The organism is Lysobacter enzymogenes (assembly GCF_017168095.1).
Lineage (GTDB): Bacteria > Pseudomonadota > Gammaproteobacteria > Xanthomonadales > Xanthomonadaceae > Lysobacter > Lysobacter enzymogenes_D.
The window spans coordinates 20,894-35,601 of record NZ_LXSD01000338.1; the positions used below are offsets into that span (position 1 = coordinate 20,894).

The following is a 14,708-nucleotide window of genomic DNA, read 5'->3' on the forward strand; positions in this document are numbered from 1 at the left end:
ACGGCCGCCGTTCGCGGCCATAGCCGGCGCCGGTCGCCGCGCGGACGCGGCAACCGGCCGATTCGGACAAGCCGCCGCCGCGTTCAGGGCACCGGCTGGAAGTTCGGATACGCCGGGCTGCCAGCGTCGAACAGCCGCGTCGGCCGCCCCTTCAGGTGCAGGTCGAAGAACGCCCGCACATAGGCGCGGGTGCCTGCGACCGCCTCGGCCGCCGGCAGCGTGCCGTAGGCGCCGGCGGCGAAACCCGCCGGTACCGCGTCGCCCAGCGGCGGCAGGATCGCGGGGAAATCGCTGAAGGTGAAATGCACGCCCAGCGGCAAGTGCGCATCGCGCTTCCAGCCGCGCTGGTTGCTCCAGAACTGCGGCCAGGACGGATCCTCCGGGTTGAGATGGGTGTGGCCCTGCGCGCCGACCAGCAGGAACGGCCGGTCCAGGCCGAAACGGGTGGCGCGCGTGGGGCCGTAGGGCAAGTCCTGCGGCGGGCCGTAGGTGGTGGACAGGCGCCCATCGAAATCGATGCCGGCGTCGACGCGGCGGTCGAAGAACATGGTCTCCGCAGCGGTGGTGCCGCCGTAGGAATGGCCGAAGAAACCGACCCGCGACAGATCCAGCCCGCCGCGCCAGCCCGGCGGCAGCCGGCCCGGCTCCGCGCCGGGGTAAAAACCGCGATCCGACAGCGCCAGCGCATCGAGCAGATGGCGCGCATCGCCGACCCGCGTGTCCAGCCACATCTGGGTGGATTCGACGGTTTCCTCCAGCGCCTGCCCGCGCACCACGCGGCCGCCGGGGAAGGCGGCGTAGAAGGCTTCGTGGGTGTGGGTCATCGATGCGACCACGTAGCCGTGGCTGGCGAGGTCGTCGGTCAGCGAGCTGTAGAGTTCGCGGAAGTACTGCAAGCCCGGCGAAAACAGCACCACCGGCCAGCCGTGCGCACGGCGCAGCAGCGGCGCGCCGGCCAATGCCGGCCGGCGCGCGCCGGCCCAGTCCACCGCGCCGGGCGCGAAGCCGTAGCCTGCGGCCGTGGCGCTCCATTCCGGCACCAGCGCCGGCTCCAGCCACGGCGCGCGCGAGCCGCGCGCGTGCGGCGCGACCGGGTAGGTCACGGTGACCATGTACTCGCGCGGGCCGCCGACGAAGCGGTCGGTGCGCGAACGGTCGATCAGATGCAAGGTGAAAGTGCCGACCCGATAGGGGCCGCTGACCGGCGGCAGGTCGAAGCGTTTCGGCGGCGCGGCGCAGACGGGCGCAGCGAAGGCCAGAGCCAGCAACAACACGGCGGCGCGACGCACGGGCGAAGCGAGCCAGGAACGGCGGATGGCGCGGAACATGCGAACCTCCTTGGACGGCGTGTTCGGGATGCGCGCCGCGAGCGCGGCGCAGCCGTCAGCCAAGCGCGACGCCGGCGCAGGCCGCCAGTGCCGCAAGCCCTAGGTCGGTGCAGCGAATCATGATCGCCCGCGCAGATGCGCAGTTCGGCGCAGACGGCCGCAGCCGAAATACCCACCCGGGCTACTTGCAGGAGCGGCGCAAGCCGCGACCGCGACAACTCGACAGCCGGCGCCGCTTGGATCGAGCGCGGCTCGGTTCCGCGCACGACCGCAAAGGTTCGCCGTTGTCGAGTTGCCGCGGTCGCGGCTCGCGCCGCTCCTACAGTCGGGGATCGAACCTCGCGTCGGTGCGGTTCAATCCGCGAACGGGCGGTCGATCGCCGGCGAGGGTTCGGTGAACCAGCGCGCGCCGTCCTCGGTGACGTGGAAATGGTCTTCCAGGCGCACGCCGAAACGTTCCGGCACCACGATCATCGGTTCGTTCGAGCAGCAGTTGCCGACCTCGAGCCCGGCGCGGTTGCCGCGCACCAGGTACGGCGCTTCGTGCACGCTCATGCCGCAGCCGTGGCCGGTGCGGTGCGGCAGGCCCGGCAGGCGGTAGTCCGGGCCCAGGCCGCCGCGTTCGAGCACCGCGCGCGCCGCCGCGTCCACCGCTTCGCCGCTGACGCCGGGGCGCACCGCCGCGAACGCGGCGCGCTGGGCGGCGTGTTCCAGCGCCCAGATGCGCTGCTGGTCGTCGCTGGCGCGGCCGCAGATGTAGGTGCGGGTGATGTCGGACTGGTAGCCCTGCACCGAGCAGCCGGTGTCGATCAGCACCAGTTCGCCTTCGGCCAGGGCCTGTTCGCCGGGAATGCCGTGCGGATACGCGGTGGCGTGGCCGAACTGGACGATGCAGAAGGTCGAGCCGTTGTCGGCGCCGAGCGCGCGGTGCGCTTCGTCGATGAAGCGGCGCAGCGCGGTGGTGGTGACGCCGGGCGCGGCCAGCCCCGCGGCGAGGCGGTGCGCGTGCAGCGTCATCGCGGTGGCCTGGTACATCAGCGCCAGCTCGGCCGGAGACTTGCGCGCGCGGCAGCCGTCGACGATGGCGCTCGCGTCTGCGAACTCCAGCTGCGGCGCGGCCGCGCGCAGGCCGGTATAGACCGCGAACGCCGCGGCCGGATCCAGCGCCAGCCGGCGCGCGCCGCGTTCGCGCAGCGCCGCGGCGACCAGGGCGTAGGGATTCTCGTGCTCTTCCCACAGCCGCGGCTGCGCCGGGATCTTGAGCACGTGCGCGAGCGAGCCGGCCTCGAACGCCGGGCAGATCAGCAGCGGATCGCCGTCGAGGGTCAGCAGCATCGCCACCAGCCGCTCGCTCGCGCCCCACGGCACGCCGGCGAAATAGCGCAGCGAGGCGCCGGCGTCGATCAGCAGCGCGTCGACGCCGCCCGCGCGCATCAGCGTGCGCGCGCGCTCGATGCGCTGTTCGAACTCCGCCGCGCCGATCGCGGGCGCGCGCCGCTGCCACGGCGCCAGCTGCGCGCGGGCTTGTTCCAGGGTCGAACCGCCGATCTGTCCGCTCATGCGTCCGCTCCGATGTCGTCCAGGGTCCAGCGGCCGTCGATCCAGCGCGACAGGCCGCCGGGATTGCGGTCGCGCAATTCCTCCGGCAGCGCCTCGGCGCGGACGTGATCGTAGCAATGCAACGCGGCGAAACGGCGGATCGCGCTGGGCATGCCGACCGCGGTGAACCCCGGATGGCCGGTGCTCGGATACGGGCCGCCGTGGTTCATCGCCGCGCTGACCGCGACGCCGGTGGGCATGCGCCCGTCGATCAGGCGGCCCACGCGCGGGCGCAGCGCGCCGGCGAGGCGGCGCCAGTCGTCGTCGTCCCCGGCGCTGTCGCCGCCGTAGATGGTGCCGGTCAGATTGCCTTCCAGCGCCGCAGCCACCTGCAGCGCTTCGTCGATGCCGTCCACGCGCACGATCAGGCTGGCCGGGCCGAAGGCTTCGCCCTGCAGGCGAGGGTCGGCGACGAACGCGGCCGCGTCGCAGCTCAGCAAGGCCGGACGCACGCGATAGCCCTCGCCGTCCGCCGCTTCGCCGCCGGCGACGGCCTGTGCGCCGGCGTCGCGCCATGCGCTCACGCCGGCGCGCAAGTGCTCGAGCACGCCGCGCGAAAACATCGTCCCCGCCGGCGCGTCGGCGAAACGCTGCGCGGCCGCGGCGACGAAACCGTCGCCGGCTTCGCCGCGCGGCACCACCACCACGCCGGGGTTGGTGCAGAACTGGCCGACGCCGAGCGTGCACGAGGCGAAGAACTCCTGCGCCAGCGCTTCGCCGCGTTCGCGCAGCGCGCCTTCGAGCAGGAACACCGGGTTGACGCTCGACAACTCCAGATACGCCGGCACCCCGGCCGCATCGGCCGCGGCCTTGAGCGCGAGCCCGGCGCGGCGGCTGCCGGTGAAGGCCAGCGCGCCCAGGCGCGCATCGCCGGCCAGTTGCAGGCCCAGCGCCGGGTCGAGGTGATACAGCACCTGCAGCGATTGCGCCGGCAGATCCGCGTCCAGCAACGCGCGATGGGCGAGTTGCGCCAGGCGCTGGCTGGTGCCCGGATGCGAGGGATGGACCTTGGCGATGACCGGGTTGCGCGCGGCGATGGCCGAGGCGAAATCGCTGCCGGCCACCGCGTTGAACGCGAACGGGAAATTGTTCGGGCCGAAGATCAGCACCGGCTTGTGCAGCGGCGCCAGGTGCGAGCGCAGGCCGGCGGCGGTGTCGATGATCGGCTGGGTCCAGCTGCGTTCGCGCGCCGCGCGCGCGGCCTGGCGCAGCTGGCCGGTGGTGCGCGGCAGCTCGACCTCGGCCAGGCGCGGCCTGGCCGCCAGCGCGGTTTCCAGATGCGCCAGTTCCACCAGCGCCTCGGCGTCGGCCTCGATCGCCGCGGCATACGCCTCCAGGAACGCCGCGATGCGCGCGGGCGCGCACGCGGCCAGTTCGTCGGCCGCCGCGCAGGCCGAGGCCAGCGCGGCGCGCGCGTCCTGCGCGCCGGAGATCGGGAACGCCGCGCCGACTTCGACCGCACGGGTCGGATCGAAGGCGCGGAACTCGCCGGCCGCGTCCAGCGACGGCTGCCAGCGGCCGCCGATCAGGACGTCCTCGCGCACTCCGGGTTCGCGCGCACTCATCTCAAAGCTCCGGACGCTGCGCCTGGGCGCGTTCGATCACCGCCAGCGCGGCCTCGCGCTCGGCGCCGGTCACCGCCAGCCGCGGCGCGCGCACGTGCTCGGCGCCCATGCCGACCTGCGCCTGCACCAGCTTGATCAGCTGTACGAACTTAGGGACCGTGTCCAGGCGCAGCAACGGCAGGAACCAGGCGTACAGCGCGGCCGCGGCCGGCGCGCCGCCGTCGCGGGCGAGTTCGAACAGGCGCACCGATTCCTTCGGATAGGCGTTGACCAGGCCCGCGATCCAGCCGGTCGCGCCCATCGCCACGCCTTCGACGATGGCGTCGTCCATGCCGACCAGCAGCTCCAGGCGCTCGCCGAGCAGCGCGCGCAGCGCGGCGAAGCGGCGCACGTCGGCCGAGGATTCCTTCACCGCCTGCACGTTGGCGAATTCGCCGGCCAGTTCGGCGATCTGCTCGGGCGAGAAGTCGGTCTTATACGCGACCGGGTTGTTGTAGATCATGCACGGCAGCGAGGTCGCGCCGATCACCGCGGCCACGTGCGCCTTCATCTCGCGCCAATCGGTCGAATAGACGTACGGCGGCAGCACCATCAGGCCGGCGCAGCCGATCTTTTCGGCTTCCTGAGCCAGGCGTACGGCCTCGTCGGTGGACAGCGCGGCGATGCCCGGGATCACCGGCGCGCGGCCCTTCAGCGCTTGGGTCAGCGTGCGCAGGATCGCCAGCTTGTCCTCGAAGCTCAGCGTCGCCGCCTCGCCGAGCGAGCCCAGCGGGACGATGCCGGTGCAGCCGGCGTCGATCAGCTGCTGCGCGTGGCGGGCGAGGAAGTCGTGGTCGATCGAGCCGTCGGCGTGGAAGGGCGTGGTGATGGCGGGAATGACGCCGCGCCAGATGGAAGCAGTGCTCATGGAACGGTTCCTTGTGGGGCTGAGTGCGTGATCGGAGCGGACGCCGCCGGCGGCGGCGCCTCGTGCAGGGACGCGGCGGGCGCGGCCAGCGCCGCCAGGCGAACGGGAAAGACCGGCGGACGCGCGCCGGCGCCGGCGAACGGCGCGAACGCGGCGCCACGCAGCTGCGCCAGCGCCGCGCCGCAGATGCGGCCCTGGCAACTGCCCATGCCGCAGCGGGTGGCGAGCTTGGCCGCGCGCCAGTCGGCATGGGCGTCAAGTTCGCCCAGGCGCACGTCCTCGCAGCGGCAGACCACGCTGTCGGCGGTCGCCGCATCGGCGATCTGCGCGCGCAGGGCGAAGTGTTCGGGCAACAGCGCGGCGAACGCGCGCGCGCGTTGGCGCTGCGGCCGCAGGGCGCGCGCGGCCTCGGGCGCGCCGGCGGCGGCATGGCCGGCCATCGCGCCTTCCACCAGCGCGCAATCGCGTCCGCCGATGCCGCAGGCTTCGCCCGCTGCGTAGACGCCGGCGACGCTGGTGCGCAGGTCCGCGTCGACGCGCACGCTGGCGTGGGCGCCGTGCGCCTGCAGTTCGCAGCCCAGTTGCTGGGCGAGTTCGAGATTCGGCACCAGGCCGTAACCGACCGCCAGGTGATCCACGCCGATGCGCTCGACCCCGCGCGCGCCGTGCAATTCGACTTCGGCCACGCGGCCGTCGCCGTGCGCGGCCGCGACCCAGGTGTCGGCGCGATACGGCGCGCCGAGCAGCCGCGCGCGCAACGCCGCGGCCTGGGCCAATTTTCCGGGCCAGCGCCACAAATGCCCGGCGAAAGCGCGCAGCTGCGCGGCCGGCGCCTGTTCGCAGATCGCGACCACGCGCGCACCGTGGCGCCGCGCGGTATCGGCCGCGGCCAGCAGCAAGGGCCCGCTGCCGGCGATCAGCACGCGCTTGCCGGCGATCGGCCAGCCTTGCTTCAGCAACGCCTGCAATCCGCCGGCGCCGGTGACGCCCGGCAAGCTCCAGCCCGGAAACGGCAGCAGCAGTTCGCGCGCGCCGGTCGCCAGCACCAGCGCGCCGTAGTCCAGTTCGTAAGCGACGCCGGCCTGTTCGAGCAACACCCGGCCCGCGCCGGCGGCGACCACCTGGGCCTGTCCGAGCCAGCGCACGCGCTCGCCGTCGAGCAATTCGTCGAGGCGGTCGCGCGCCGGATCCGGCCACGGCCGGCGCACATCGCGCCGCCACACCTGGCCGCCGGCGTGGGCCTGCATGTCGATCAACGCGACCTCGGCGCCGTGCGAAGCCGCCGCGCGCGCCGCCGCGAGACCGGCCGGGCCGGCGCCCACCACCACCACGTCGCAGCGCTCAGTCATCGCAGACCACCTGCATGCCTTCGCGCGCCGGCACCAGGCAGGCGCGCTGGTGCTCGACGCCGTCGATGCGTACCCGGCATTCGAAGCACACGCCCATGCCGCACAGCGGCGCGCGCGGCTGGCCGCTGCGCGAGCGGCGGAAATGCGGCGCGGCCGCGGCCACCGCGGCGGCGACGCTGGCGCCGGCCGGCACCTCGACCGCGCGGCCGTTGACTTCGATGCGAATGAGCGCGCTCATCGCAGCGCCCGCGCCGGCGCATACGGCGCCGGGTCGATGGCCGGCGCGCGGCCGAGCAGTTGTTCGACCAGCAATTGCGCGGTGCCGAGCGCGGTGGTGACGCCCAGGCCTTCGTGACCGGCCGCGACCCAGGTGTGCGCGCGCGACTCCAGCGCGCCGATGTACGGCCGCCCGTCCGGCGTGCACGGGCGAAAGCCGGTCCACACCCGCAGCGCCTGCAGTTCGCGCAGCATCGGCACGAACGCGAACGCGCGTTCGAGCATGCGTTGCAGCATCGGCGCGGACACGGCGCGGTCGTCCTGGCCAAACTCGCGCGAGGAGCCGATCAAAATCTGCCCGGTCGGCCGCGGCTGCACATTGAAGGCGACGCTGCTGTCGGCATCGCCGTGGGCGCTGTCGGCGTAACCCAGCTCCAGCAACTGGTGACGGATCCGGCCGGGATAGCGCTCGGTGATGACCAGATGGCCTTTGCGCGAACGCATCGGCAGCTGCGGCAACAGCTCCGGCAATGCGCAGCCGGTCGCGACCAGCACCGGGCCGCGCAGTTCGCTGCCGTCGTCCAGGCGCACGCCGTGCGCGCTCAGCGCGGTCGCGCGGCGGCCCAGATGACACTCGGCCTTCAGTTCGCGCGCCAGTTGCAGCAAGTGCTGGGCGACGCGCGGCGGATACACCACCGCCTCTTGCGCCACCAGCATGCCGCCGCACAGGCCCGGCGCCAGATGAGGTTCGAGTTCGTACAACTCCGCCGCCTCGATCCGCCGCGCCGTAACGCCGGCCGCGGCCAGACGCGCGACTTTCGCCGCGACGCCGTCGAGTTCGCGCGGCTCGCGCGCCACCCACACGGTGCCGCAGCGGCTGAATTCGGCCAGCGGCAATTCGGCGAAGCGTTCCCACAGCTGCAGCGACAAGCGCGACAGCGCCAGCTCGGCCGGATCGTCGTCCATCGCCACCAGATGCCCCATCGCCGCCGCGGTCGCGCCGCCGCCGACCGGGCCGGGCTCGACCACGGCCACGCGCAGGCCCTCGCGCGCGGCGCGCTCGGCGCAGGCCGCGCCGACGATGCCGGCGCCGATGACGATGAGGTCGTAGCTGGACATGATCGCGGCCGCGCTCAGCGCGCGCCGATGCCCCAGGCGAACGGATCGGCGTCGTCGATCAGCAACTGCGCGCGCGCGGTGATGTGCGCGCTGCCGGTGATGCTCGGATGCACGCCGCGTTCGCCGGCGCGATAGGTTGCTTCGAACACGCTGCCGAGCACGCTCTCCTGCCGCCACACCGCGCCCGGCGCGAGCTTGCCGTCGGCGGCCAGGCAGGCCAGCTTGGCGCTGGTGCCGGTGCCGCAAGGCGAGCGGTCGTAGGCCAGTCCCGGGCACAGCACGAAGTTGCGGCCGTGCACGCCCGGCGTCGGCGAAGCGGTTTCCAGTTCGATGTGGTCGATCTCCGCGCCGTTCGCGCCGGTGACGCCGGCGGCGACCAATGCTTCGCGGATCGCTTCGGCGAACGCGCTCAGTTCGCGCACGCGCTCCAGCGCGATCTCCTGCGCGACCTTGGCGATGAAGAACCAGTTGCCGCCCCAGGCCACGTCGCCGCGCACCGCGCCGTAGCCGGGCACCTCGACGCTCACCTGCGCGGCGTGGCGCCAGCTTTCGACATTGTCGACCGAGACCCGGCCGTCCTCGTGCAGGCGCGCGCCGACCGTGCCGACCGGCGTGTCGATGCGGTGCTCGCCCGGCTGGATGCGGCCGAGGAACTGCAGCGTGCGCACCAGGCCGATGGTGCCGTGCCCGCACATGCCGAGGTAGCCGACGTTGTTGAAGAAGATCGTGCCGGCGCAGGCGCCCGGCGACTGCGGCGGCAACAGCAGCGCGCCGACCACCGGGTCGGAGCCGCGCGGCTCGCACGCCACCGCGCTGCGCCAGCGGTCGAACCGCTGGCCGAAGCGCAGGCGTTGTTCGGCCAGGGGGCCGCCGCCGAGATCGGGGAATCCGGCGACCACTACGCGGGTGGGTTCGCCGCCGGTGTGCGAGTCGATGATGTCGAGGCTGTGCATGCTGGACATGCTCGCGGCGCGGGCCGCCGGGGTCTAGACGGGCTTGGCGGACGCCGATGCGGAATTCGGCATAATCGGCGGCAACCTCCGCCGCCCGCGCCGCCGCTGCCCATATGGCCCCTGCCCTGCCCGCCGCCGCTTCCGATCCGGTGCGGATCGACGCCGAACTGATGCAGACCCTGTGCGATGCGCTCGCCGACGTCGTGTTCTTCGTCAAGGACGGCGCCGGCCGCTACACCCACGCCAACCTGACCCTGGTGCGAAGGCTCGGGCTGAAGCGGCGCGAGGACGTGATCGGCCGCGAAGTGGCGGAAGTGTTCCCGGCGCGGCTGGCCGCGCGCTACGCGCAACAGGACCGGCGCGTGCTCGACGGCGGCACCATCGAGAACCAGCTCGAAGTGCACCTCTACCCCAACCGCCGCCCCGGCTGGTGCCTCACCGGCAAGCGCCCGCTGACCCTGCCGGGCGGCGGCCGCGGCCTGGTCGGGCTGTCGCGCGACCTCGGCGCGCCCGACGGCCGCGACCCCACCTACGAGCGCCTGCGCCGGGTGTTCGAGCACATGCAGTTGCACTTCGCCGAACCGCTGCGCATCGCCGCGCTGGCGCGGCTGGCGGACCTGTCGGTGGCGCAACTGGAGCGGCATTTCCAGCGCGTGTTCCAGCTCACCCCGCAGCAGACCCTGACCCGCCTGCGCATCGAAGCGGCGATGCGCGACCTGCACGGCGCGGCCAGCATCGCCGAGGTCGGCCTGGCCTGCGGCTTCACCGACCAGAGCGCGTTCGCGCGCCAGTTCAAGGCGATGGTGGGGATGGCGCCGCGGGATTATCGCGCGCTGCATCGGGATGGGCGATGGACTCCGCCGGGCTGAGCCGCAGGCCCCGTCACTCCAGCAGGCCGGCACGCCGCAGTAAATCGAGCAGTTCCGGCGCCGGCGACGATCGCCCCCACCCGCTGTGCGAACCGAGCAGCTTGCCGTCCTTGAACACATGGAATCGCGGCATCGACGAAAAGTCGATGTCGCGCCACGGCTCCGGCCGGTACGCGACAACCATCCGCGCGTGTGGAAGTTCGGCGTTCCACTCGGCGATGTCCTTCGTATCCAGGCTGCGTTCGGGCGCGCCCAGCCACAGAGCCTGTCCCTGTGAGAACGCGTGTTTCAGACGTGCATCGGCGCCGATCGCCAGCGCCGCATCACGAGCGAAATGGCAGCCCGAGACGACGACGATGCGCGGCCCGCGCCCCAACGGCTCGGCGTTGCGCAGGCGCATACGGCCCGGGCCGACGAGTTCGTAGTATGCGGGCCGCGCCGGATCGAAATCAGCCACGGTGTCGAACGCGGGAAGCGCCGGCGCGTCCAGCTCCGGCGTCGCGGCGGCGAACGCCTTGGCCTCGTCGAAACGGCGCGCGGCGATCAGCCCGCCATACAGGCTGCGGGCGTTGTCCGCACGCCGTATGCCCTTGGCGCGCAGCGCGCCGTCGGCGGCGATCATGCGTTCCAGATAGCGTACGCCGCGCTCAGACCGATCGAAGGCTGCGTAGAAGGCAAGCATGTCGGCCGCTTCGAACATCGCTTGCAGGTCTTCGGCCGGCACCGACTGCAACGGGCGCTTTTCCAACGGCGCGAAGTGCGTGGCATAGGCGCGTTCCAGCCGCCGGCCTTTCTGCATCGGCGTCAGTTCGCGCATTTTGTTGATGCCGACCATGACCGATTGGTACCGCTCGGCTGGTGTCGCTGCCAGCAATGGCGCGGCGTGCGTGGCGATAGGAAGAACCGCAGCAAGAACTATTTTCCGCATGTTCGCTCCCCTCGCGCGGCGCCGGCATTGAGCGCCTTGTCCGACACCGGCCCCCACTTCGTCACTTTCCGCAGCTGGCCGGACACAGGTCGCCGAAGCTACGCTCGCATTTGTACTCTGCGCCCCAATCTGCGGCACAGACGCTGTCCGTCTTGGTCTTTCCGCCGCCCGCTTCGCACAGCGGCGAGTTCGGATCTTCGCAGACATCGCTCATGGCGACTGTGCCGCCTCGGCCGCCGAACGATTTCGCCTGACCGATCGTCGGAATCGCGCCGATAGTATGTTCCGCACCGATCACCCTGAGCACTTGACGAATCTCGTCCACTGTCAGGTAGACAGACAGGCCCAGATAAGAGTACGAGCCGATGCCGCTCGGGGTGAATACTAGGCTCTCCACGAAATTCTCTACGGCTGCCGATGGGAGCTTATGCAGCGCGAAGTTCGGATGCGCGGACAGGAACTGCGCAAACTCCTCCTTCGACCTTACCGAGCGATCGACTCCGGCCTCGGCGCCTTGAACCTTGGCCGGATGTCCGCCGGCCGCCTTCGCCGGCGCGGTACTCGTCGCCAGCGCGACGCAGACCAAAAACAAAACTTGCTTCATCGTGCACTTCCTTGGCTTGCCGATTGGTGCTTCGCCGCCCATGCCGTCGCGTGTTCGGCCGCCGCTCATGCTGGCAATTCCATTTGCCCGCGTAAATTGGCAAAAAATGTGTTTTATTCGGGCAAACCCGATGCTTTCGTGAGGTCATATCGACCAAATCCACGCTCAGGCCCATCCGGCCGTCTCGATCTCGACCCGCCACGCCTGGTTTGAGAGCCCTGCCGTCATCAAGCTCACTGCAGGCGCGGCGCGCAGACGCCGCCGCGCAGCGGCGCGACCGACTTCGATCCTCCGCCCCGAGCAACGCGCCGCCGTCGCCTGGACGGCGGCGGGCCGCCCGATCAGTAACGATCGTCGAACCCGAAGATCGGCTTGCGATCCTTCCACTTGCCGTCGGTGAAGTCCGGGAACTCCAGCGTGCGGTGCTCGGCGATGGATTGCTCCGACAACGGCGTGATCGCGCTCCAGGCCACCGCGTCATAGATGTCGATCGGCATCGGCGCGTCGGCCTTGAGCGCTTCGACGAAGGCGTTGATCACGAACCAGTCCATGCCGCCGTGGCCGGCGCCGGCGGCGGTGGCGCCGTGGCGCTTCCACAGCGGGTGGTCGTACTGGTCCAGCCAGACATCGGCCTTGTCCCACTCGTGCGGCTTGCTCTTGCCTTCGATGTGGATCGAATCGTTGACGTCCATCCACAGCCCGTCGGTGCCCTGCACGCGGAAGCCGAGCGAGTACGGGCGCGGCAGCGAGGTGTCGTGCTGCAGCACGATGGTCTCGCCGTTGGCGCAGGCGATCTGGGTGGTCACCAGGTCGCCGAGCTTGAACTTGACCTGGGCGTTGGGATGGTCCGCGCCGGCCTTCTTGACGATGTAGTCGTGCAAGCCGCGCGGCTTGCTCGACATCGCGCTGAGATACGTGAAGCGGTTGCCGCGATGGATGTTGGCCGCCATCGCGCAGGGGCCGATGCCGTGGCTCGGATACAGGTCGCCGTCGCGCTTGACCGAATGCTCGGTGCGCCAGCGCGCTTCCGACCACGCCTTGGGCCCGAACTCCACGCCGCTGCCGTAAGGCTGGTCGGGATTGCCGTTGTTGAACTTCACCGCGCGCAGGTCGTGCTGGTAGCCGCCCTGCAGATGCACCAGTTCGCCGAACAGGCCCTGGCGGACCATGTTGAGCACCGCCAGCACGTCGCGGCGATAGCACACGTTCTCCAGCAGCATGTACGGCGTGCCGGTCTTGAGCTGGGTGCGCAGCACCTGCCAGTGGTCGTCCAGGGTGATGCCGGCGACCACTTCGCAGCCGACCGCGATGCGCGCCTGCATCGCCGCGATCGCCATCGGTGCGTGGTACTCCCACGGCGTGGCGACGATCACGCCGTCCAGCCCGCCCTTGGCCAGCATCTTGCGGTACGCATCGACATCGCCGCCGTCGCCGTAGGTCGCGGGCTTGGGCTTGCCGGCCTTGTCGATCATCGCCAGCGCGCGGCCGAGCATGATCGGTTCGATGTCGCACAGCGCGACGACCTCGACGTCGTCGCGGCGCACCAGTTCCTTGAGCAGCACCTGGCCGCGCATGCCGGTGCCGATCAGGCCCAGGCGCAGCTTGGCGCGCTTGCGCGCGAGCGCCGGTGCGAAGGCGTTGGCGGCCAGCAGCGTGCCCGCGGTGGCGGAGCTGGCGATGAAGTCGCGTCGGTTCATGCAAAGGCCTCGGTGGATGCGGTGCGGCGAATAGACGGCGCCCGGAGGACGCCTCGGCGCTGCGCCCGGCGCAGCGTTGTTCGAAACATATCGGAAGGTAAATCTTTCTAATTTCTTTCGATAAAATATATTACGAATATTCAGGATGCATTTTGCGCCGCACAATGTGGCATAAGTATCGAATTCATTAGGATAGATCGCGAAGCGCGGCAGAAATCGAAAGTTTATCGCTGCAAAATATAAGGAATCGAAAGATGTCGGCCGTTCATTCCACCCCATTGCGCTCGCTCTATGTCCATCCCTGGGACGTGGCTTCGCACGGCGCGCGCGAGTTCGCCGCGCAGGCGAGCGCGCTGGGCATGACCGGCGCGACGCTGGTCTTGAGCGGCCACGGCGGCCAGTTCCTCAGCCCGCAGCATCGCGGCAGCCGGGTGGTGTTTCCCGAGGACGGCGCGGTGTGTTTCGAGCCCGATCCGCGCGGTTACGGCGAGATCGCGCCGCTCGCGCACAGCGACCCGGCGCTGCGCCACGTCGTCGACGATCTCGCCGCCGACGCGCGCCTGCAACTGCGCGCGCGGATCGCGCTGCTGCACAACCGCCCGCTGGGCGCGCGGCATCCGCTGCACGTGGCGCGCAACGCCTGGGGCGACGCCTACGTCCACAACCTGTGCCCGTCCTCGCCGGCCGCGTTCGAGTATGCGCTGGCGCTGTGCGCCGACCTCGCCCGCCTGCCGCTGCGCGGGCTGGTGCTGGAAACGCCGAACTGGCTGCCGTATGCGCACGGCCATCGCCACGAGTTCGCCCAGGCGCGCGGCAACCTGTGGCTGGAGACGCTGCTCGGCCTGTGCTTCTGCAGCCACTGCCGGCGCCTGGCCGGCGACGCCGACCTCGACGCCGACGCGCTGGCCGCGCGGGTGCGCGCGCGCACCGACGCCTATCTGGCCGCGCCGGTGGACGCCGCGCCGGATCAGGCGGCGGCATGGCTGATGGCGGATCTGCTGGAGCTGCCGCAGTTGGCGGCGTACCTGCAGCTGCGGCGCAAGCGCGTCGCCGAGGTGGTCGCGGCGATCCGCGCGCGGGTGCCGCGCGACCGCGAGGTGTGGACGATTCCCACCGCGCAGCGGCCGACCGCCAACGCCTGGCTCGAAGGCAGCCACCTCGCCGCCCTGGCGCGCGCCTGCGACGGCGTGGAAGTGCCGTTCTACGAGCCCGACGCCGCGCGCGTGGCCGGCGACGCCTTCGACACCGTGCAGCGCGTCGGCGACCCGGCGCGAGTGCGCGCGATCCTGCGCCCCGGCCCGCCGGACCTCGGCGACGGCGCCGAGCTCGGCGCCGCGCTGGCGGCGCTGCAGGCCGCGGGCATCGGCGGGGTTTCGTTCCATCACTACGGACTGCTGCGGCCGGATCGCTTGCAGGCGCTCGCGGCGCAGTTGCGTACCGAAGCGACGCCGGTCGCGCCGCGGCAGACGCGCTACGCATGAACGCGCTGCGCGCCGCGTCGGTGCTCGGCAAGCGCGGCGCGGCCGCTACGCCCGCGCTCGCGCCCGCGTCCTGGCGGCCGCGCACGGCAACGC

Annotated in this window: 13 protein-coding genes; 2 read left to right on the top strand and 11 right to left on the bottom strand. The window is 71.6% G+C overall.

Annotated features, from left to right (window positions below; translation table 11 throughout):
- Positions 1-83: 83 nt before the first annotated feature.
- From A7A76_RS12335 to A7A76_RS12370, 8 genes are all read right to left on the bottom strand, one after another.
- On the bottom strand, positions 84-1,328 hold the full coding sequence (locus A7A76_RS12335) for an alpha/beta hydrolase family protein (protein WP_206411463.1): 1,245 nt from the start codon (positions 1,326-1,328) through the stop codon (positions 84-86).
- 354 nt (positions 1,329-1,682) lie between these two features.
- Positions 1,683-2,888: a M24 family metallopeptidase gene (locus tag A7A76_RS12340; protein ID WP_206411464.1), complete on the bottom strand. Its 1,206-nt coding sequence runs from the start codon at positions 2,886-2,888 to the stop codon at positions 1,683-1,685.
- The gene (locus tag A7A76_RS12345; protein ID WP_206411465.1) at positions 2,885-4,492 is read right to left on the bottom strand and encodes an aldehyde dehydrogenase family protein; all 1,608 of its coding nucleotides are present in this window, start codon (positions 4,490-4,492) and stop codon (positions 2,885-2,887) included. The genes A7A76_RS12340 and A7A76_RS12345 overlap by 4 nt, the downstream gene beginning before the upstream one ends.
- 1 nt (position 4,493) lies before the next feature.
- On the bottom strand, positions 4,494-5,399 hold the full coding sequence (locus A7A76_RS12350; RefSeq protein ID WP_206411466.1) for a dihydrodipicolinate synthase family protein: 906 nt from the start codon (positions 5,397-5,399) through the stop codon (positions 4,494-4,496).
- A complete protein-coding gene (locus A7A76_RS12355; RefSeq protein ID WP_206411467.1) occupies positions 5,396-6,748 on the bottom strand; it encodes an NAD(P)/FAD-dependent oxidoreductase in 1,353 nt (450 codons plus the stop codon). Before A7A76_RS12355 ends, A7A76_RS12350 begins: the two co-directional genes overlap by 4 nt.
- Positions 6,741-6,986, bottom strand: coding sequence for a 2Fe-2S iron-sulfur cluster-binding protein (locus tag A7A76_RS12360; protein WP_206411468.1), 246 nt, complete (start codon positions 6,984-6,986; stop codon positions 6,741-6,743). The genes A7A76_RS12355 and A7A76_RS12360 overlap by 8 nt, the downstream gene beginning before the upstream one ends.
- Positions 6,983-8,083: an NAD(P)/FAD-dependent oxidoreductase gene (locus tag A7A76_RS12365; protein WP_206411469.1), complete on the bottom strand. Its 1,101-nt coding sequence runs from the start codon at positions 8,081-8,083 to the stop codon at positions 6,983-6,985. Before A7A76_RS12365 ends, A7A76_RS12360 begins: the two co-directional genes overlap by 4 nt.
- A gap of 14 nt (positions 8,084-8,097) precedes the next feature.
- Positions 8,098-9,036 carry a 4-hydroxyproline epimerase gene (locus A7A76_RS12370; RefSeq protein ID WP_206411474.1) on the bottom strand — a complete coding sequence of 313 codons (939 nt, stop codon included), beginning with the start codon at positions 9,034-9,036 and terminating at the stop codon, positions 8,098-8,100.
- Between the two features lie 170 nt (positions 9,037-9,206).
- On the opposite strand from A7A76_RS12370, the gene A7A76_RS12375 reads away from it, so the two are divergent.
- Positions 9,207-9,905, top strand: coding sequence for an AraC family transcriptional regulator (locus A7A76_RS12375; RefSeq protein ID WP_206411475.1), 699 nt, complete (start codon positions 9,207-9,209; stop codon positions 9,903-9,905).
- Positions 9,906-9,918: 13 nt separating this feature from the next.
- On the opposite strand, the gene A7A76_RS12380 is transcribed toward A7A76_RS12375, so the two are convergent.
- The 3 genes from A7A76_RS12380 to A7A76_RS12390 all read right to left on the bottom strand — a co-directional run bounded on the left by A7A76_RS12380 (position 9,919) and on the right by A7A76_RS12390 (position 13,134).
- Positions 9,919-10,740 (bottom strand): hypothetical protein, encoded by an 822-nt coding sequence (locus A7A76_RS12380; protein ID WP_206411470.1) that lies wholly within the window; start codon positions 10,738-10,740, stop codon positions 9,919-9,921.
- A gap of 154 nt (positions 10,741-10,894) precedes the next feature.
- Entirely contained in the window at positions 10,895-11,437 is a 543-nt protein-coding gene (locus tag A7A76_RS12385) for a hypothetical protein (protein WP_206411471.1), read from the bottom strand.
- Positions 11,438-11,778: 341 nt separating this feature from the next.
- Positions 11,779-13,134: a Gfo/Idh/MocA family protein gene (locus A7A76_RS12390; RefSeq protein WP_206411472.1), complete on the bottom strand. Its 1,356-nt coding sequence runs from the start codon at positions 13,132-13,134 to the stop codon at positions 11,779-11,781.
- 254 nt (positions 13,135-13,388) lie between these two features.
- Here A7A76_RS12390 and A7A76_RS12395 point away from each other — a divergent pair, with 254 nt between their 5' ends.
- Positions 13,389-14,615 carry a hypothetical protein gene (locus A7A76_RS12395; protein ID WP_206411473.1) on the top strand — a complete coding sequence of 409 codons (1,227 nt, stop codon included), beginning with the start codon at positions 13,389-13,391 and terminating at the stop codon, positions 14,613-14,615.
- Positions 14,616-14,708: the final 93 nt, after the last annotated feature.